17 protein-coding genes and 2 riboswitches are annotated in these 18,461 nt (G+C 63.6%); of the genes, 4 read left to right on the forward strand and 13 right to left on the reverse strand.

Annotated elements, in window-relative coordinates; genetic code table 11:
• Window positions 1-9 precede the first annotated feature (9 nt).
• The 5 genes from CKW35_RS01185 to CKW35_RS01205 all read right to left on the reverse strand — a co-directional run bounded on the left by CKW35_RS01185 (window position 10) and on the right by CKW35_RS01205 (window position 6,636).
• Window positions 10-798, reverse strand: a complete 789-nt coding sequence (locus tag CKW35_RS01185) for an ABC transporter ATP-binding protein (RefSeq protein ID WP_060518792.1) — start codon at window positions 796-798, stop codon at window positions 10-12.
• Complete coding sequence (locus CKW35_RS01190; RefSeq protein WP_060518790.1) at window positions 795-1,811, reverse strand: iron ABC transporter permease; 1,017 nt, start codon at window positions 1,809-1,811, stop codon at window positions 795-797. Before CKW35_RS01190 ends, CKW35_RS01185 begins: the two co-directional genes overlap by 4 nt.
• Window positions 1,811-2,821 carry an ABC transporter substrate-binding protein gene (locus CKW35_RS01195; protein ID WP_023048893.1) on the reverse strand — a complete coding sequence of 337 codons (1,011 nt, stop codon included), beginning with the start codon at window positions 2,819-2,821 and terminating at the stop codon, window positions 1,811-1,813. The genes CKW35_RS01190 and CKW35_RS01195 overlap by 1 nt, the downstream gene beginning before the upstream one ends.
• Window positions 2,822-2,931: 110 nt before the next feature.
• A riboswitch (cobalamin riboswitch) is annotated at window positions 2,932-3,129 on the reverse strand.
• Window positions 3,130-3,157: 28 nt separating this feature from the next.
• The gene (locus CKW35_RS01200) at window positions 3,158-4,324 is read right to left on the reverse strand and encodes a DUF1624 domain-containing protein (RefSeq protein WP_060518788.1); all 1,167 of its coding nucleotides are present in this window, start codon (window positions 4,322-4,324) and stop codon (window positions 3,158-3,160) included.
• Window positions 4,325-4,509: 185 nt separating this feature from the next.
• Window positions 4,510-6,636, reverse strand: coding sequence for a TonB-dependent siderophore receptor (locus CKW35_RS01205; protein ID WP_060518800.1), 2,127 nt, complete (start codon window positions 6,634-6,636; stop codon window positions 4,510-4,512).
• Between the two features lie 108 nt (window positions 6,637-6,744).
• A riboswitch (cobalamin riboswitch) is annotated at window positions 6,745-6,953 on the reverse strand.
• Between the two features lie 160 nt (window positions 6,954-7,113).
• Here CKW35_RS01205 and CKW35_RS01210 point away from each other — a divergent pair.
• The gene (locus CKW35_RS01210; protein WP_016485995.1) at window positions 7,114-7,860 is read left to right on the forward strand and encodes an outer membrane beta-barrel protein; all 747 of its coding nucleotides are present in this window, start codon (window positions 7,114-7,116) and stop codon (window positions 7,858-7,860) included.
• Window positions 7,861-7,992: 132 nt separating this feature from the next.
• Here the strand turns inward: CKW35_RS01210 and CKW35_RS01220 are convergent, their stop codons facing one another.
• From CKW35_RS01220 to lpxO, 3 genes are all read right to left on the reverse strand, one after another.
• Complete coding sequence (locus tag CKW35_RS01220; protein WP_060518786.1) at window positions 7,993-8,562, reverse strand: GNAT family N-acetyltransferase; 570 nt, start codon at window positions 8,560-8,562, stop codon at window positions 7,993-7,995.
• A gap of 78 nt (window positions 8,563-8,640) precedes the next feature.
• A complete protein-coding gene (locus tag CKW35_RS01225) occupies window positions 8,641-8,985 on the reverse strand; it encodes a carboxymuconolactone decarboxylase family protein (protein ID WP_013973174.1) in 345 nt (114 codons plus the stop codon).
• A gap of 113 nt (window positions 8,986-9,098) precedes the next feature.
• The gene (gene lpxO / locus CKW35_RS01230; protein ID WP_060518784.1) at window positions 9,099-9,998 is read right to left on the reverse strand and encodes a lipid A hydroxylase LpxO; all 900 of its coding nucleotides are present in this window, start codon (window positions 9,996-9,998) and stop codon (window positions 9,099-9,101) included.
• Between the two features lie 158 nt (window positions 9,999-10,156).
• Here lpxO and thpR point away from each other — a divergent pair, with 158 nt between their 5' ends.
• Window positions 10,157-10,702, forward strand: coding sequence for an RNA 2',3'-cyclic phosphodiesterase (thpR, locus tag CKW35_RS01235; RefSeq protein ID WP_095114832.1), 546 nt, complete (start codon window positions 10,157-10,159; stop codon window positions 10,700-10,702).
• Between the two features lie 7 nt (window positions 10,703-10,709).
• On the opposite strand, the gene CKW35_RS01240 is transcribed toward thpR, so the two are convergent.
• The 4 genes from CKW35_RS01240 to CKW35_RS01255 form a co-directional block, all read right to left on the reverse strand.
• Complete coding sequence (locus CKW35_RS01240; protein WP_095114833.1) at window positions 10,710-13,142, reverse strand: TonB-dependent receptor; 2,433 nt, start codon at window positions 13,140-13,142, stop codon at window positions 10,710-10,712.
• 93 nt (window positions 13,143-13,235) lie between these two features.
• Window positions 13,236-14,210 (reverse strand): FecR domain-containing protein, encoded by a 975-nt coding sequence (locus CKW35_RS01245; protein WP_095114834.1) that lies wholly within the window; start codon window positions 14,208-14,210, stop codon window positions 13,236-13,238.
• The gene (locus CKW35_RS01250; RefSeq protein ID WP_060518778.1) at window positions 14,207-14,713 is read right to left on the reverse strand and encodes a sigma-70 family RNA polymerase sigma factor; all 507 of its coding nucleotides are present in this window, start codon (window positions 14,711-14,713) and stop codon (window positions 14,207-14,209) included. Before CKW35_RS01250 ends, CKW35_RS01245 begins: the two co-directional genes overlap by 4 nt.
• Before the next feature lie 122 nt (window positions 14,714-14,835).
• Entirely contained in the window at window positions 14,836-15,432 is a 597-nt protein-coding gene (locus tag CKW35_RS01255; RefSeq protein ID WP_016486002.1) for an NAD(P)H-dependent oxidoreductase, read from the reverse strand.
• 91 nt (window positions 15,433-15,523) lie between these two features.
• Between CKW35_RS01255 and CKW35_RS01260 the strand changes: the two genes are divergently transcribed.
• Window positions 15,524-16,123 carry a TetR/AcrR family transcriptional regulator gene (locus CKW35_RS01260; protein ID WP_095114835.1) on the forward strand — a complete coding sequence of 200 codons (600 nt, stop codon included), beginning with the start codon at window positions 15,524-15,526 and terminating at the stop codon, window positions 16,121-16,123.
• A gap of 128 nt (window positions 16,124-16,251) precedes the next feature.
• Here the strand turns inward: CKW35_RS01260 and CKW35_RS01265 are convergent, their stop codons facing one another.
• Window positions 16,252-17,157 (reverse strand): AraC family transcriptional regulator, encoded by a 906-nt coding sequence (locus CKW35_RS01265; protein WP_060518777.1) that lies wholly within the window; start codon window positions 17,155-17,157, stop codon window positions 16,252-16,254.
• 181 nt (window positions 17,158-17,338) lie between these two features.
• Here CKW35_RS01265 and calA point away from each other — a divergent pair, with 181 nt between their 5' ends.
• Window positions 17,339-18,391, forward strand: coding sequence for a vanillin reductase (gene calA, locus CKW35_RS01270; RefSeq protein WP_070086464.1), 1,053 nt, complete (start codon window positions 17,339-17,341; stop codon window positions 18,389-18,391).
• Window positions 18,392-18,461: the final 70 nt, after the last annotated feature.

An 18,461-nucleotide genomic window follows, 5' to 3' on the forward strand; every position in this document is an offset into this window, starting at 1 on the left:
CTTCCTGGTTCAGGGGGCGCGAAAACGCAGGATGCGCGCGCCATCGAAGGGATCGGTGAGGTAGCGGGCATGCACGCCAAAGGTGCACAGCAGGCGCTCGGGGGTGAGGACTTCGAACGGTTTGCCAAGGGCGACCAGGCGGCCCTTGTCCAGTACCGCGACGCGGTCGCAGGTGAGTGCCTGGTTGAGATCGTGCAAGGCCACCAGCGTGGTCACGGGCAGGGCTTGAACCTGTTGCAGCAGGCTTAGCTGGTGCTGAATGTCCAGGTGGTTGGTCGGCTCGTCCAGCAACAGTACCTGTGGCCGTTGTGCCAGGGCGCGGGCGATGTGCACGCGCTGGCGCTCGCCACCCGACAGCGACCCCCACAGGCGTGCGCGCAGGTGCAGGGCGTCGAGGTCAGCCAGGGCCTGTTCGACGATGGCACGGTCCTCTCGAGAGAAGGGTGCCAATGCCGACAGCCAAGGTGTGCGGCCCAAGGCAACGGCGTCGAACACACGGATTGCGTCGAGGGTGTCGGCCTGTTGCTCGACCAGTGCCAGGGCCTGCGCAACCCGGCGGCGTGGCAGTTGTGCCAGCGGTTCGCCCAGCAGTTGCACGTTGCCACTGGCCGGCTTGCGCAGCCCGGCCAGCAACTTGAGCAGTGAGGACTTGCCGGAGCCGTTGGGGCCTACGATGCCCAGGGTTTCACCTGCTACAACGCTCAGCTCGATATCGCGCAGCACGACAGTGCCGGCCAGTTGCAGCCCTAGGCCCTGGCAACTCAGCGGCGCAAGCTGTACAGCTGTCATGACCGTCATGAGTGCCCTCGGCGGCTGACCAGAATAAGCGCGAAGACGGGCGCCCCGATCAGTGCGGTGACCACGCCCACGGGAATCACCTGGCCCGTGATCAAGGTGCGTGAGAGGACGTCGGCGGCAATCAGGAACAGTGCACCGCCCAGTGCGCTGGCGGGCAACAGGCGGCTGTGGCCTGGGCCGAGCAGCAGGCGCAGGGCATGCGGAATCACCAGCCCGACAAAACCGATGGCGCCGACGATCGACACCATCACGGCCGTCACCAGCGCTGTGCAACTGATCAGCAGTAGCTGGGTGCGCCGCACCGGGATGCCCAGCGATGCAGCCGAATCGGCGCCGAAGGTGAAGGCATCCAGTGCGCGGCGGTGCCACAGGCACACTACCAGGCCAAACAGCGCCACCGGTACGGCCAGCCACACCGATGGCCAGCGCACGCCGCTGAGATTGCCCAACAGCCAGAACAGGATGCCGCGTGCCTGTTCGGCGGTGGCCGACTTGGTGATGAGAAAAGCGGTGAGAGCGGTGAACAGTTGCGAGCCGGCGATACCGGCGAGGATCACCTGCGCGTTGTTGCTGCCAGGGCCGGCCGCGCGGGCCAGTACCAGCACCAGGGCGAACGCAGCCAGCGCCCCCAGGAAGGCGCCCCCGGACATGCTCAGCGTCAGGCTACCCAGGCCCAGCAGGCCGACCAGCACTGCACCGGTCGAGGCGCCGGCCGACAGCCCCAGCAGGTACGGCTCGGCCAGCGGGTTGCGCAACAGCGCCTGCAGAACCACACCGCAGGTGGCCAGGCCGGCACCGCAGGCTGCCGCGACCAGGGTGCGGGTCAGGCGGTAGTTCCAGACGATGCCGGCGTCGATCGGGTCAACCGGGTAGCCGGCCTGCCACAGCTGGTTGGCCAGCACCTGGCCGACCATGCTTGGCGACAGGTTGGTCTCACCAATGGCGGTGCCGGCCAGCAAGGCGGTCAGCAGTGCCGCCAGGGCAACGGCGATACAAGGTAGCAGGCGGCTCATCACTGGGGTGCTTTACCGCTGGCAAAGGCGGCGGACAGCGTCTGCAGGCCACGGAACAGGCGGATGCCGGCCTGCATGGCGTCGGCGTCGAGGACGATGATGCGGTCGTGTTTCACCGCGTCCATGTTGCGGGTTACCGGGTCGTTGCGCAGAAACTCCAGCTTCTTCTGGTAGTCGTCGGCGGGGAAGCGGCGGCGGTCCATGCGGGCGATGATCAGCCAGGTGGGGTTGGCCTTGGCCAGGGTTTCCCAGCCTACGGTCGGCCACTCCTCGGTGGATTCGACCACGTTGCGAACGCCCAACGTGCGTAGCATGAAGTCCGCGACCCCTTGACGGCCCGCCACGTAAGGGTCGATGTCGAGGTCGGCGCTGGAGAACCAGAACAGTGCCGAGGTGGCAGACAGGTCCTTGCCGGCCAGTTGCGCCTTGGCGCTGTCCAGGCGGCCTTTCAGCTCGGCGTTCAACGCAGTGCCGCGGTCCTGCACATCGAAGATCTCGGCCAGCTGGCTGACGCTCTTGTAGATGCTGTTTACCTGAAACGCCTGCAGGCGGGTGCCGTCGGCGCCGACCAGGTTGTCTTTGCCTTCGCAGTCCGACGGCAGCAGGTAGGTGGGGATCTTCAGCTCATCGAACTGCTCGCGGGTGCCGACCACACCCTGGGCGCCGACCATCCATTCGAACTGCACGGTCACCAGCTGCGGGCGCTTGCCGACCACGGCCTCGAAGCTGGGGTCATTGTCGGCCAGGCGCGGCACCTTGTCGTTCTGCGCCTGGTACTCGGGCAGCACGTTGTTGAACCACAGCGAAGTGCCCGCCAGCTTGTCGCCAAGCCCGAGTGCGTAGAGTATCTCGGTGCCGGCCTGGCCGATGGTGACGGCGCGCTGCGGGGCCTGGGCGAAGGTCTGCGGTTTGCCGCAGTTCTCGACCGTGAGCGGGTAGTGGGTGGCGGCGGCCTGGGCCAGGCCAGTGAGGCCGAGGCCGGCGAGCAGGGTGGCGAAACGGGGCAGCATGCTGGGCGATCTCCTATCGGACAGTTCGGGTGAGGAACGCACGGACAGGCATCGCCGAGCCCCCGCCGAGGGCAGGGGCAACACTGATGGCCAATCCCGGACACCCCGCCGGTTGGTAAATGTAGGCCGGCAGGTCTCCTGACTGGTGCGTCATGGCCCGGCTCCGGCCTTCCCGGGTTGTGGCCCAGTGGCATCAATGGAGCAGGCTCGGCACCTACAGTTGCGGGGGCAGTTCCGTTTGGCCCGTATTGGCGGGCCTGGGATTCCCTATTAATTCCGTGGTGGAAACCGGCGGCCCGCATGGTAGACCATCGTGCCGCCGGGTGAAAACGCTTTTCAGAAGTACTTCAGCCAGGTGATGTCGCGGCGGCGCGCTTTCAGGCGAGCGAACCCGCGCACCGGCAGGTACAGCGAAACCGCCAGCACCACTGCACCCAGCCACACCGCCGCGATGCCGTCGAAGCCGAAGTAGTCGCCATGGTTGAGGCCGAACAGCGCCACGCAGGCCAGGTACAACAGCTTCAGCACGTACAGGTGCAACAGGTAGAAAAACATCGGTGCTGCGCCAAACACTGCCAGCGCGCTGATCCAGCGGGCCTGGCCGGCGCGCTCGAAGGCGCGCAGCAAAAGCAGGCCGCAGCCCAGGGTCAAGGCCAGGAACAGCAGTGAAGGCGGGTACTTGGTGATGTTGAAGAAGCTCATCACGGTTTGTGTGAAGGTGGGGTAACCGCTCCACGGCGCCTCGCCATAGCCGTTGAACATGCGCAACGCGACAAATCCCAGCAACGCGATCAAACCCGCCAGCAGCAGGCGCTGCTGGCGTTGGCCAGCCGCACTGCCCCGGGCAAACCAGGGGCCCAGGCCATAACCCAGCGCGATGACGCCGATCCATGGCAGCACCGGGTAAGACGTGCGCAGGCGCAGGTTTTCGGAAAACTCAAGCCAGCCCCGGTCGTGCAGGATTGCCCATGGCACGTGCAGGGCTGACTCCACGCGAAAGTGCAGGCCGTCGAGCAGGTTGTGGCCGGCAACGATGGCTGCGCCCAGGGCGAGCAGGGCAGCACGTGGCAGCCATACCAGCAGCGACAGGGCGATCATGCTGACGCCGATGGCCCAGATGACTTGCAGGTAGATGACGCTTGGGGGCAACTGAAAGGTCCAGGCGAAGTTGACCAGGGTGAATTCCAGCACCACCAGGAACAACCCGCGCTTGAACAGAAACGCCGAGACATCGCCGCGGCCTTGGTGCTTTTCGCCGTACAGCCAGGCCGACAGCCCGGTTAGCAGGACAAACACTGGCGCGCACAGGTGGGCCAGGGTCCGGCTGAAGAACAGCGACGGCTCTGTGGCTTCGATGGTCATCGGGTCGCTGACCTGTCGGTGCAGGAAGAACGTTTCGCGGACGTGGTCCAGAAGCATGAACAGGATCACCAGGCCGCGCAGGGCATCGATGCTTTGCAGGCGCTGGGTGATCAAGGAGGGCGTGGCGCTGGCGCTTGTCATGGAAGGTCGCTGATAGGAATTAATGTCATGTGAAACGTTATCTTATAACTAATCGATGAGAGGTTGGTAGAGGTTTTTGTGTTGCCTGTGCCGGTCTCTTCGCAGCGCAAGGCTGCTCCTACCGGTCGGTGGTGACTGGTAGGAGCAGCCTGGTGCTGCGAAGAGGCCGTTACAGGCAACTCAGGTCAGAAGGTGTAATCAACCGTCGCAAAGTACGATCGTGGCATCCCCATCAACCACTGCTGCCCACTGAACGCCGACTGCACATATTCACGATCAGACAGGTTGTTCAACTGCAACCCCAACTTCACATCCGGCAGCACCTGCCAGGCGATGTTGGCATCGACCACGGCGTAGCCGGGGGCACGTTGGGAATTGGCAGTATCGGCATAACGCTCATCCACGTAGCGCACACCCACGCCGGCCTCTACCTGCTGGCCGAAGCCTTTGCTCAGCCACAGGTTGGCGGTACGCCGTGGCACGTTGGCCGGCCGGTTGCCGGCACGGTCCTTCGCTACACCGCCGACCATCTCGTCGAAATCGTCATACCTGGCGCGTACCAGCGACGCATTGGCCGACACCTGCCACTGATGCGCCAGTGCCAGTTCCAGGGTTGCCTCAAGGCCATCTGACGTCTGCTGCCCAGCCTGTTGTTTCTCGTGGGTGATCGGGTCGTCCACCAGCAGCTTCTTTTTGACGATGTGGTAGGCGGCCAGCGTCCATTCGCCACGGCCGTCCCAGAAGCGCTGCTTGAGGCCAACCTCGGTCTGTTTCGCCTCGGTCAGGTCATAGTGCATCTGGGTGGGGCTGAGGCTGATGAGGTTGTTGACCCCCTCCTGGCTGGTGGAGTACTGCCCGTACAGCGCCAAGTCATCGGTGACTGCGAACACCAGCCCGGCGCGCCAGTTGCCACCTTGCAGGCTGCGGTCGCTGCGGCTGTCGTTGGTCAGGTTGGTGCGGTCGATGTGGTTCTGGTCGCGGCGCACCCCAGTGACCAGCGACAGCCTGTCGCTCAGCTGCAAGCGGTTCTCGGCGAACAGAGCGAAGGTGTGGGTGCTGGACAAGGTTTGCGGGCGCAGTGGCGAGGCGCTGTGGAACCCGCCCGGTTCTGGCTGCCATGGGTCGATGTAGTCACCGCCCACATCGTTGTAGGGCGCATTGCTGTCGACGTTGAAGCGGACCTTGTTGTATTCCGCGCCGACCACGGTCTTGCTGGCCAGGCTGAACAGCCTGTGGTCAAAGGTGAAGGTCTGGCGGTCGCCGAACTGTTCCTGGTTGTGCTTGATCTCCAGGTAGCTGCCGCGCTGCAATTGCTGGCGCTCGGCGTCCCAGCTGTAGTCTTCGGCATTGCGCCAGTGGCGGCGGCTTTTGATGTAGTACAGCTGGTTGCTGGCGCTGACGTGGTCGTTCAGCGTCCAGTCCGTGGTCAGCCGGGTCCACTCATCGACGTAGTGCTGCACGTCGTTCTGCACGTTGTAGTTTTTATTGCGCAGGCTGCTGCGGTAGTGGCCGTCGATCAGCGGGGTGCCGTAGTAGTTGGCAGGCTCTGCATCACCACGGTCGTGGGCAAGGGTGAAACTGAGGTCGTCACTGGCATCGAAACGCAGCGCGGCACTCAGGGCCAGGCTGCGCGATGTGGTGCGGTCGACCCAGCCGTTGCCGGCCTGCTGGTTAAGGGTCAGGCGATAGCTAAGGCGCTCGCTGAGGCTGCCGCCGCTGTCCAGGCCGAGCTGCTGGCGGTCCCACGAGCCGTAGCCCAGGCGCAGGTGGTTGCGCACCTCGCCGGCAAACGGTTTTTTCGGGATCACGTTGATCACCGCGCCGGTGGCGCCTTCGCCATGCAGAACCGAAGCCGGGCCGCGAATGACATCGATACGCTCGACCATCCACGGGTCGACCGGGAACGTCTGGGTGCCGGCACCGGTGTACAGGCGTGCGCCGTCGAACAGGGTCATCACCGAACTGTGACCGGCAAAGCCGCGGGCGGACAGGCCTGTGCCACCGTCGCCGGGGGAGCCGACGAAGGTGATGCCCGGCGACCGCGTCACCGCATCCTGCACGGTGAGGTTGTTGCGCTGCTGAATCTGCTCGGCGCTGATGCTGCTGGTGCTGGCCGGTGTTTCCAGGGCACTGAGGCCGAGGCGCGAGCCTGCCTGGGTCGGCGTGGCCAGGTCGAGGGTGCGGCTGTCGAGGGTGTCGGTGATGGCCGTGGAAGGCAAGGCCAAGGGCTGCTGGTCATGGCCATCGGCCAGGGCCGGGAGGGCGACGGCCAGGCAGGCCGCCAGGGGGTGAAGCTTGAACATACGGGACATGTCGTTCCACTGCTGCAGGAATGAATGGATCCCGGTGGAAAACACGCAAAGGCGAACCATGCAGGCAGGCGCGCGCACGGATTCCGGCCTGCGCCCGCCCACCGCGGGTTGCCAAGTGAAGCTCCAGGCCGGTCTCCGGGCTTGCGAGGGGCATGAAACCTTCACCTTCCCATGCACGTGCACAGTGGTATCTCGAAGGGTTCACTCGCTTACCGTTGCGGGGGCAGCGCCGGACTTGTCATGGGTAACATGACGCACCGGCTTCCCGTTTCACCCTGCGCGCGGCGGCGAAGGGCACCTGAAACTGGCGCGCATCTGACCACTGAAAGGCTAAGGCGTCAAATGTTGGCGTGCCATGAATACGCCGATAAAACACAGGGTTGCGTGTTTTTACTGATTTTTTTTCGAACTTTTCGTGTGGCGTTTGTCTCGAACCGCACGTTCGTCTTTCGTTACCAAGTCATGGAGACTTTACGCATGCCTGCTCGTCATCTGTTGCGCCACACCTGCCTGCTCGCCCTGATCGCCGCACCGCTGGCCGCCACCGCCGCACCCAGCACCGACCCGCTGTTCACCATCGGTCTGCAGGGCGCCTACGACAAGTTCAAGTTCGAAGGTGGCAGTGAAAGCGACAAGGAACACATGGGCCAGGGCGGTGTGTTCGCCACCTTCGGCAACAAGCTGACAGCCGAATCCGGTTTCATCTACCAAATCGGCGCCGAAGCCAAATACGGCAAGAAGAACGACAACAAGCTCAAGGAAGCCCAGGCTGACCTGGACCTTGGCTGGCGTGCGGCGCTGGACGCTCGCAACTTCGTCGATGTGACCGTGGGCGGCGGCTACAGCTGGTCGCGCTTCGAGCCGGAAATCAACGACCTTGATACCAAGCTCACCGTGAAGTCGCCCTTTGCCAAGGCGGCGCTGGGCTACAACCACCAGTTCGACGCCTCGACCCTGCGGGTTGAAGTGGGCGCGCGCCACACCCTGGACGGCCGTGCGCGGCTGAAAGTGGACGACTTTGGCAGCGACACGGTCGACCTCAAAGACCGCACCAACCCGTACGCCGAAGTGACGTTGCTGATGAACCAGCAGGGCGCTTTGCCGGTGCAGGCCGGGGTGTACTACACCCGCACCGAATACAAGCTGGACGAAGATTCGCCAGTGGCAGACAACACCAAGCTCAAGCGTGACGAGTTTGGTGTAAAGGTGGGCTTGGCGTTCTGAAGCTGAGCGTTTAGCAGGCCCGGCCTCTTCGCGGGTGAACCCGCTCCCACAGGGACCGCACAGCCTTTAGGTGCTGCGCAGTACTTGTGGGAGCGGGCAAGCCCGCGAAGGGGCCGAACCTGCGAGAGAAGGTTAGCGCCCGCGACGCCGCGACACCCGTGCCTCGATGTTCTTGCGCCCGATCAGCAGCGGTGGTTTCTCCACCACCGGCTCCTCTGCCAGCCACTTGTACATCACCAGGCAGTCCACCAGCCCCAGGCGGGCATGGCGATAAGCCTTGGGCAAGCGGCCGACCGTTTCAAATCCCAGCCTGTGCCACAGTGCCACCGCAACTTCATTGCTGGCCACTACCGAGTTGAACTGCAGGGCCAGAAAGCCCTCCTGGCGCGCCAGCTTCTGCGAGTGCTCGCACATCAGGCGTGCCACACCTCGGCCGCGTGCCTGTTCGCACACCATATAGCCGCAATTGCCCACGTGCGCGCCAGGCCCGGCGGCATTGGCCTTAAGATAATAAGAACCCAGCAGCTCGCCATCTTCTTCGGCCAGCAGCGTGTGCAATGGCAGCTCCAGCCACAGCTGGCGGGCCTGATCGATGCTCAGCTCGGGGTCAAAGGCGTAGGTTTCACGGGCCTGGACAATGGCCTGGAAGGTGGGCCAGAAGCGCTCGAAGTCTTCGGCTGTCATAGGGCGAACGTGGATCATGCGGGCTCCTGCAAGGGCTGGGCCGCTAAGTCTGTGGGGCGCGGCGCCGTCGCGCAAGGGCGGCGACGCCGTTTGGGCCTAGCCGTTGGCCTTGCCCACCGCATCCATGGCTCGCGCCGAGTACACCAGCGCAGCACCGGCGTTCATCGCCACGGCCACGCCGAGGGCTTCGGCAATTTCCTCGCGGCTGGCCCCGTGCTTGACCGCCTGCTGCGAATGCACGGCGATGCAGCCGTCGCAACGGGTGGTCACGGCCACGGCCAGTGAGATCAACTCACGCGTCTTGGCGTCGAGGTGGTTGGTCTTGGCTCCCGCACCGCTGGCGGTCATGTAACCGGCCACGGTGTCGGGGGAGAGTTGCTTGAGATCGCCGATGCCGGCCATCAACTGCTTACGGTAGGCGTCCCAGTCCATCATGCTCATCGTCTTCACCTTGTGGTGGTTGCGAGTGGAGCTTTCAGGCTAGTCGAAGAGTGACACCTGCGAGGCTTGTACTTTGGTGGGTGTGCAGCAGCACTTGTGGGCGCGTTGAGCCTTCAAATGTAGATGAACACCAGCACCAGCGCTGCAACCACCGCCCACTTTTCCACGTAGTAGCGCAGGCGGTTGCGCTTCTTCAGCGCTTTGCCGCGTTCACGGATCTTGTAGATGCGGGTGAACAACCGGTTGATACCGCCGGTCTTGTCGCCGGCACCGTTGGGCGCGGCGGCGGCGGCCATGACGTTGCGGCTGAACCAGCGGTTGAACGCAGTGGCCCAGCGGTACTTGAGCGGGCGCTCGACGTCACAGAACAGGATGATGCGGTTGTGCTCGGTCGTGTTCGCCGCGTAGTGGATGTAGGTCTCGTCGAAGATCACGCCCTCGCCATCGCGCCATGAGTATTTCTCGCCGTCCACGTCGATGTAGCAACCGTCATCGTTCGGCGTGTCCAGGCCCAGGTGATAGCGGTACGAGCCGGCATATGGGTCACGGTGGCGCACCAGCTTGGCGCCCGGCGGCAGGGTAGCGAACATGGCAGCCTTGACCGTGCCGATGCTTTGCAGCAGTTCGGTGGTGCGTGGGCAGAGGGCCATCGCCGAAGGGTGGCTTTCGCCGTACCACTTCAGGTAGAAGCGCTTCCAGCCAGTCTTGAAAAACGAGTTGAAACCGACGTCATCGTAGTTGTCGGACTTCTTGATTTCGCCCACGTGCAGCAACTGGCGGCCTTCCTCGCGGATTTCCTGCCAGTGGTCTTGCAGCGGCTTCAGTTCGGGGAAGGCTTCGACCGGCAAGTATGGCTTGGCCGGGAGCTTGGAAAACAGGTACAGGAAACTGTTGACCGGGGCGAGGAAGCTGGAGTGGTCGCCCAGCTGGCGAGTCAATTTGTGGCGAACCCGACCGCGCAGGTGCACGTAGGCAATCGAGAGGGCGAAGATAAGTACGAGTGCAATTTTCATGGACGTTTACTTGTCGAAAAATGGCCATGCGTCATGGCATAAGCTCGCCAGCATAAACAATCATGGGGGTAGTTTGTACTTATTGTTACGAAACACCGGGGCGACATTGGTGTAATGCCCTACAGTCTTGCGCAAACGTTTCATGTCAGGGAGTTGGTATGGTTCAGGATATACGCCCCAGCGGTAGCCCGTTCAAACGGCTGTTCTTCGCCTTGCCGGTCAGCGATGCCCAGCGCCATGCCTTGGCTCAGTGGCGCCGGGCGCTGAACCTGCGCAGCGGCAAACCCGTGCCCGCGGCCAACTTCCATGTCACGCTGTTGTTCCTCGGCGATGTGGATACCGCACAGGTGCCGGCGATCTGTGCGGCAGTCGATCAACTGACGTTGCCAACTCTGGCACCGCGGCTGTTGCTTGACCGTTTGCAGGTGTGGCAGCGGGCCGGCGCGTTGGTGCTGGAGGCACAGCAGACACCGCCGGCCCTGTTGCAACTGGTGTACGGCTTGCAGCAGGCACTGCTGCCGTTGGGGGTGGAGGCGGCCAACCGTGAGTATCGGCCGCACTTGACCCTGTCCAGGGATTACCACGGGCAACCACCCGAGGCCAGCAGCGCGCCGGAGTTCTACCTCAGCGCGCGCCACTTCACGCTCTACGAGTCGCGCAAGGGCGCCTACTGGCCCTTGGCGCAGTGGCCGCTGGCAGACTGACCCGGGGTCAGAGTTGCGGGGTGTACTTGACCGTCAGCATGAAATTGCGTGGCTCGCCATAGTTGTTGCTGCCATTGAGCTGGTTGAAGCCTGCAACCCAGTACTTCTTGTCGAACAGGTTGTTGGCGTTCACGGCAAGGTTCACTTCGGAGGTTAGCTGGTAGGCCAGGCGTGCGCTCCAGACGGTATAGCCAGGCACGGTGTAGGTACGCTCGTAGCCGAGGGTGTGGCTCTGGGTGGTGAAGCCCAGGCCGGTGCTCCAGCGCTGGCCGTCCAGTGGCAGGGTGTAATCGGCCCATGCGCGCAGCATGTGCTTGGGTGTCCACTGGCTGAAGGTGCGGCCTTTGTCGTCAGGGTCATCGAGGAACTTGGTGGTGTTGTAGGTGTAGCCTGCGAACAGTTGCAGGCCACTCAGCACTTCGCCGCTGATTTCGGCTTCAACGCCTTGGCTGCGCACCTTGCCCGCTGCGGTGGAGCAGTACCAGTCATCGCAAGCGAAGCCCGAGGCTACGTCGGTGACGGCGCGGTTTTCCTGGTCGTAGCGGAACAGTGCGATCGAGGCATTGACCCGGCCGTCGAGCAGTTCGCCTTTCAAGCCCGTTTCGTAGTTGCTGCCGATCACCGGTTTGAGCGGCGTATTGCCCACAGCGCGTTCGGTTTGCGGTACGAACACGTCGGTGTAGCTGGCGTACCAGGCCCATTCGCGGGTCAGGTCGTAGACAAAGCCGGCATAAGGGGTGACTTGGCCCGTTTCGGTCATGCGACTGGTCGGGTAGCGGGTACCAGGGTCGGTCAGGCTGTCAAAGTCGATCGAATCCCAGCTGTAGTCGAACCAGCTGACACGCGTGCCGAGGATCAATGTCAGATCCTGGGTAGGCTTGATGCGCCAGGCGCCGTACAGGCCTTTCTGGCGGATGTCGTAGCTGGCCCTGTTGGCACGTGCCAGTTCGCCCTCGAAGACGCTGTCGCGGCTGGGTTCCGGGCGGTCATGGTCGATGTCGAAGATGTTGCCGCCTGCGTCGAAGTTGCGCCAGTAGGCATCATCCGAGGTCAGCTTGGAATAGTTGCCACCCACGGTGATCTCATGGGCCAGCGAACCTGTGTCGAAGTGGCCCACCACGTTCATGTCCAGGCCCAGTTTGGTCGAGTGAAAATCGGTGAGCCAGTCGGCGTAGGTGATGCCGCTGCCGTCAGGCGCAACGCCTTGGCGGGTGCTCTGCACGCGCTGGTGGGTGGATGTGTTGGTTTCATCCATGCGCACGGCAGCGGCCTTGAAGGTCCAGTCATCGTTGAAGCGGTGTTCAAGGTCCAGGTAGTACGTGGTGACGTCGGTTTCTGCGCGGCTCCAGCGGGCGCCGGTGTAAGTCGAACGCGGTAGTTCGACCGGTTTACCATTGGCGTAGCGTGGGAGGCCGCGCAGCATCGGCCGGGACTGCTGACGGTTGTAACTTATGCCGCCGCCCACTGTCGTCGCATCGGTCAGGTCGATGTCCAGCGCACCGTACAGCGAATGGTTTTTGCTCCAGACATAGTCGATGAAGCTGTCGCTTTGGTCTTCGTCAGCGACAAGCCGCCCGCGCACACGGCCGTCGGTCGTCAGCGGGCCGCCGGCATCCAGTTGCAGGCCATAGTGGTCCCACGAGCCGGCTTTGCCTGTCAGCGTAACGGTCGGCGCCGCTTGGCCCCGCTTGCGCACCAGGTTGATCGCACCACCTGGGCTGCCTGTACCTTGCAACAGGCCCGAAGCACCACGCAGCACTTCCACGCGGTCGAAGAACACCAGGTCCTGGGTTGCCCAGTTGCCCAGCGAATAGTTGTTTCGCGGAATCGGCACACCGTCGTACTGCCAGTCATCAATCTGAAAGCCACGCGAGGTCACGACCACGCCAGGGCCAATGCCCTGCGCGCCTACAATGCCCGTGGTGTGGTTAAGCGCGTCCTGCAAGTCGGTGATGCCCTGGTCATCCAGTTGCTTGCGCGTGATGACAGTGACAGATTGGGGAATCTCTTTGAGGGTATGCGTGCCTTTGCCCAGGGTCACCGCGCGGGCAGCATACGACCCGGTGCCTTCGCTGGTTGCATCCACATAGTTGTCGGTGATGCTGGTGCTGCCCAGCTCCATGACGTCGCTGCCCAGGTTGCCGGGCGCCACACTGAAATGGCCCTCGGCGGAAACCCGCAACTGCAAGCCGCTGCCGGCCAGCGCAGCTTGCATGGCCTGCTCGGCACTCATCTGGCCGACCACGGCAGGTGCCTGCTTGCCGCGCACCAGTGCTGGCTCCAGCGCGATGATGTGGCCGCTCTGGCTGGCGATGCGGTTGAGCGTGTGAGCCAGGCTGGCGGGTGGCAGGTCGAACACTTGGGTTTGCGCCTGGGCAAGCACGTTGTAGCTGACCAGGGCAGCGACCAGGGGCAGAGCGCGGGGCAAGGGGTTGTACACGGATTACTCCCGAATAAAGTGGCTGTCAGGAGGTATGTGGGATGAGCAAAGAGAACTTGCCACGATTGCGAATGATTTCGATAAATATTTTTATCAAGCGGTTTTCACGTCGATCAACATCAGCCACGGGCCATAGCGCGCCACGCTGATTGGCAGGGCCTCGGCCAACGCTTTGAACGCCTGGTGTGGCTGGTCCAGAGGAAATACGCCCTGTACCCGCAGATCGCGTGCCGCTGGGGCGAGCCGGATGTAGCCGCGCAGGTAGGGGCGCAGCGCGTCAACCACTACATGCAGGGGCTGGTCGAGGACCTCAAGGCGGCCCTCAAGCCATGCAGCCCGTTGCTGTTGCTCGCCCGTCAGCCGTTCTATGGTGTTGCTGCGCAGCAGGGCAGCCTGCCCTTGGTGCAGCTCCGCCCACTGTCCATCGGCCAGACTGGCGCGGACACTGTGCTGCAGCACCACGACCCGGGTGGCGTCTTGTTCCTGGCTGACCAGAAACCGTGTCCCCAAAGCCTGTACTTGCCCTTGTGCGGTACGCACGCGCAAAGGCCGCAATGGATCGCGTGCAACCTGAATCAGCAACTCGCCGTGACGCAGCATCAGAAGACGCTGCCCGGCATCGAACTGTACGTCTACCGCACTGGCGCTGTTCAGGCTCAGGCGGCTGCCGTCTGCCAAGGTGAAGCTGCGCCGCTCGCCACGGCCTGTGTGCAGGTCGGCCAGCCAGCCTTGGGCGGTGTCGCTGCGCCATCCACCCCACAGCGCCGCGCCGAACAGCCCCAGACTGGCCATGGCGCCAAGTACCTCACGCCGTGAGCGAGTAGGCTGCATCAGCAATCGGCGTGCCTCTGCTGCTTGGCCAGGGGCACGTTGATCCAGGGCGAGCAACGCGGCGAATGGATGGCCAAGGCGTTGCTCCAGGCGGTTCCAGGCTTGTTGGTGAGCGGGGTCTTGCTGCAGCCACAGCCTGACTCGTTGCAGCAGCGCCGGGTCAGGCGTAGCGGCCCTGAGCTCGACCATCCAGTCGATGGCTTGCTCGCTGACCCGGTCCAGGGCAGGCCTGCTCATGCCTGCACCTCACACAGGTAACATTGGCGCAACGCCTGTTTCATGTAGCGGCTGACAGAGCGTTCGCTGATCTGCAGCTTTGTCGCGATGTCGGCGTAGTGCATGCCATCGAGCTGGCTAAAGAGGAAGGTGGCTTTGACGAGTGCCGGCAAGCCGTCCAGTGCCTGATCGATGCTCACCAGGGCCTCGATCAGCAGCAGTTGCTCCTCGGCCGATGGCGCTACGGCCTCCGGCAGCCGCGCCAGGTGTTCCAGGTAGGCCTGCTCGAGCTGGCGACGGCGATGGCGGTCGAAGATCAGCCGACGGGCGATGACGGTTAGGTAGGCGCGAGGCTGCTGGATGCTGTCTGGATCGACGCGTGCACCGAGCATCTGGCAGAACGCTTCGGCGGCGGTGTCCTCGGCGTCGGCGTGGTTGCGCAGGCGTTTGTGGATGTGCTGGAGCAACCAGCGATGGTGGTCGCTGAAGAAAAAGCCCAGTTTACGGGTCGATGTGCTGTCCAACGCCTGGCTTCCGGTTGTGAGTGTGAATCGTTCTCAATGGTAGCCGGGTCATCTGATTTCCTGCAATGGGCCGGTGTGCAGAACCGAGCTGCCGCTACTTGAGTAGCGGCACTGCGCACAGTTCAGGCTGCGGCCTGGCAATCTGCAAACAGTTTTTTGCCCAAGGCGTGTGCATGGTGCAAGTGGGGAAGCTGGTCAGGCCCTTCGCTGTCATCCAGCAAGGTGGAACTGAGTACCTCGGCGCCGCAATAGTCGAAGATGCCGTGCTCGATCTGCACGCGCATCGCCTCGCCATAGCCGTGCCGTTCGAAGGTGCCTGTATCGGCACCCGCAACGCCGATCAGGTGAACCTTCATGCCACGCAATTTCTTCACCGTGGCGCCTTCTTCATAGTCGAACGCCCAGCCATTGCTGAATACCCGTTCGACCCAGCCCTTGAGCAGGGCCGGCAGTGACCACCAGTAGACCGGATAGACCAGCACCAGGGCATCGGCGCGCTCGATGCGTGCCTGCTCGTTGAGTACATCAGCCGGCGGTGCTGCCAGCCGGCGGTGCACGGCATGGTCTGCCAGGCTGAAGCGGGGGTCGAAGCCTTCGCTGGCCAGGTCGGCGATTTCGCTGCTGTGGCCGACGCTGGCCAGGCCGTCGGCAACCTGCCGGGCCAGCGCGTGGGTGAGGGATTGCGGGTCATGGTGACCGACGACGATCAGAGCGTGCATGGTGGCTCTCCATTCAACGGTGCAGGGTAGCCTGAAGCGTTATATACTCCAGGTAAGTTACGTTTAGTAAGTTGCTTTTGGTAGGTAATCGATGTCAAGCAACGATCAAGCCCGTTCCCGCAAGCGCCTGAGCCGCGACGACCGACGCAGGCAGTTGCTGGACATGGCCTGGCAATTGGTTCGGGAGGAGGGTACCGATGCCTTGAGCCTGGGCCGCCTGGCTGAACAGGCGGGGGTAACCAAGCCGGTGGTCTATGACCATTTCGAGACCCGCAACGGGCTGCTGGTGGCGCTGTACCAGGAATACGATGCGCGTCAGTCGCAGATGCTGGCGCAAGCCTTGGCCAGCTGTGAAGCCAGCTTGGCCAGCCGCGCCCGGGTGATTGCCGAGGCCTACGTGGACTGCGTGATGAGCCAGGGCCGGGAGATACCCGGGGTGTCGGCAGCGCTGGCCGGGTCGCCGGAACTGGAGGCGCTGAAACGGGCGTACGAGCAGCCGTTCCTGGACAAGTGCCGCGAAGCCTTGGCCGGGTTTTCGCCCAGCGGCAATGTAGGGGTTGCCGGCATGCGCCTGCTGGTCGGGGCAGCGGATGCGCTGTCCCAGGCGGCTGCAGCGGGAGAGCTGGAAGCCGGGCAGGCCAAGGCTGAGCTCAAGGCCGCCATTATCGCCATGGTCGAACGGCAAACATGAAGCGCATGCGACCATTGTGTGTGGGCGCACCCGCGAACACCGGCATAGCCGGTGCCATCCACCGCGTTGTCTGCTTCGCGGGCGCGCCCGCTCCCACAGTGATCGAGCATGCTTGATAACTGGCTTCGCTACACAGGCAAGCTCTGATAGGGCTGTTCATCCCCCGGGCTGCGCTCGAACTGGCGCTTGTACTCGCGGCTGAACTGCGAGGTGCTCTGGTAACCCACCCGGTGCGCTGTTTGCGCCACCCCCAGGCCTTCACCGATCAGCATCTGCTGCGCCTTGAGTAGCCGCAAGCGCTTGAGGTACTGCATCGGTGCCATGTCGGTGCAGCGCTTGAAGTGTTCATGGAAGGTCGAAACGCTCATGTTGGCCCGCGCGGCCAGTGCCTCCACGCTCAGCGGCTCGGCGTAGTGCTCGCGCAGGTGGGCGAGGGCGGCGCCGATGCGGGCAAAATGCCCCTGTTGCTCCACCAGTGCTCGCAACACACCGGCCTGCGGGCCGCGCAGCGCGGTATACAGCACCTCACGTACGCGCGCCGGGCCCAGCACCTTGGCATCAAGCGGGTCCTGCAGGCAGTGCAGCAGCCGTTCCACACTGTCACGCATTGGCGCATCCAGTGCCGCCGAGGTCATCGATTGCGGTGTTTGCGCCTGTACTGCAGCGTCCGGCACCAGGCCCATGCTCTGCACCAGTTCACCCAGCACGCCACGGTCGATGTCCACCGCCACGCCCAGCAATGGCGCGTCAGGGGTGGCGAAAGTTTCGCACATGAACGGCACCGACAACGCCTGCACCAGGTAATGCCCGGCGCCGTACTCCAGGGTGCGCGGCCCCAGGCGCGCCAGCTTGCTGCCCTGGGCCAGGATCATCAGGCTGGGTTCGTAGATCTGCGGGCTGCTGGCCACATAGTGGTCCCAGCTCAGCACCTGTACCTGGGGCAGGTGCGTGGGCACAAAGCCCGGGCGCGTGGCGAGGCTGCGGATCAGCGTACAGAGTGGCGAATTGGCGTCGACGTGGCGGGTCAGTTGCATGTTAAACCAAGGGCAGAGGATCAGACAGCTTAATCATCGCAGATTAAGGGGATGGCGCGAGTTATCAGATGGCATCTTCGGATAATCAGGCATGGATGCCGGAGAATCTGCCGTGGGCGTGACGCGGTTGGACGCGCAAAATGCGTCGCCTGAATCGTTTCACTTCCCTGCGAGGACCTGCATGTATACCGCCATCGGTTACGCCGCCCAAACCCCTTCCAGCCCTCTGGCCCCCATGACCTTCGAGCGCCGCAGCCCGCGCCCGGACGACGTCGCCATCGACATCCTGTACTGCGGCGTATGCCACTCCGACATCCACCAGGCACGCAACGAATGGGGCATTGCCGTGTACCCGCTGATGCCTGGCCACGAGATCATTGGCCGGGTCACGGCGGTGGGCGCCAAGGTCACCGCGCACAAGGTGGGTGACTTGGTTGGCGTCGGCTGCATGGTCGACGCGTGCCGCCATTGCGAAGCCTGCGCCAAGGACCTGGAGCAATACTGCTCGGAAGGCCCGACCATGACCTACGCCACCCCGGACCGGGTCGACGGCAGCAACACCATGGGCGGTTACTCCAGCAGCATCGTGGTCAGCGAGCACTTCGTGCTGCGCATCCCGGCCGGCATGGACCTGCCCAGCGCCGCACCTATCCTGTGCGCCGGCATTACCACCTATTCGCCGCTCAAGCATCACGGCGTCGGTCCGGGCCACAAGGTCGGCATCCTCGGCATGGGCGGGCTGGGCCACATGGGCATCAAGCTGGCCAAGGCTCTGGGTGCGGAAGTGACCCTGTTCACTCGCTCCCAGGCCAAGGCTGAGGAAGCCCGTCGCCAGGGTGCCGACCATGTGATCGTGTCCACCGACCCCGAGCAGATGCAGGCTGCAGCTGGTCGTTTCGATTTCCTGCTCGATACCATTCCGGTGCAACACGACCTCAACCCGTACCTGGAAACGCTGAAGTTCGATGGTGTGCACATCCTGGTTGGCCTGATCGAACCGATCGACCCGCCCGTGCATGCGGCCAACCTGGTGTTGAAGCGCCGGGTGCTGGCGGGGTCGTTGATCGGTGGCATCGCCGAGACCCAGGAAGTGCTGGACTTCTGCGCCGAGCACGACATCCGCTGCGATATCGAGATGCTGGATATCCGTAATATCAACCAGGCGTATGAGCGGATGATCGCCGGTGATGTCAAGTACCGGTTCGTGATCGACATGGCCACGTTGCAAGGCTGATTGATCGGCTGCCTGTCCTGGCCTCTTCGCGGGGAAACCCGCTCCCACAGTTGCACCACGGCATTCACGC

The sequence above is a fragment of the Pseudomonas sp. Irchel 3F3 genome, assembly GCF_900187545.1.
Classification (GTDB): domain Bacteria; phylum Pseudomonadota; class Gammaproteobacteria; order Pseudomonadales; family Pseudomonadaceae; genus Aquipseudomonas; species Aquipseudomonas fortuita.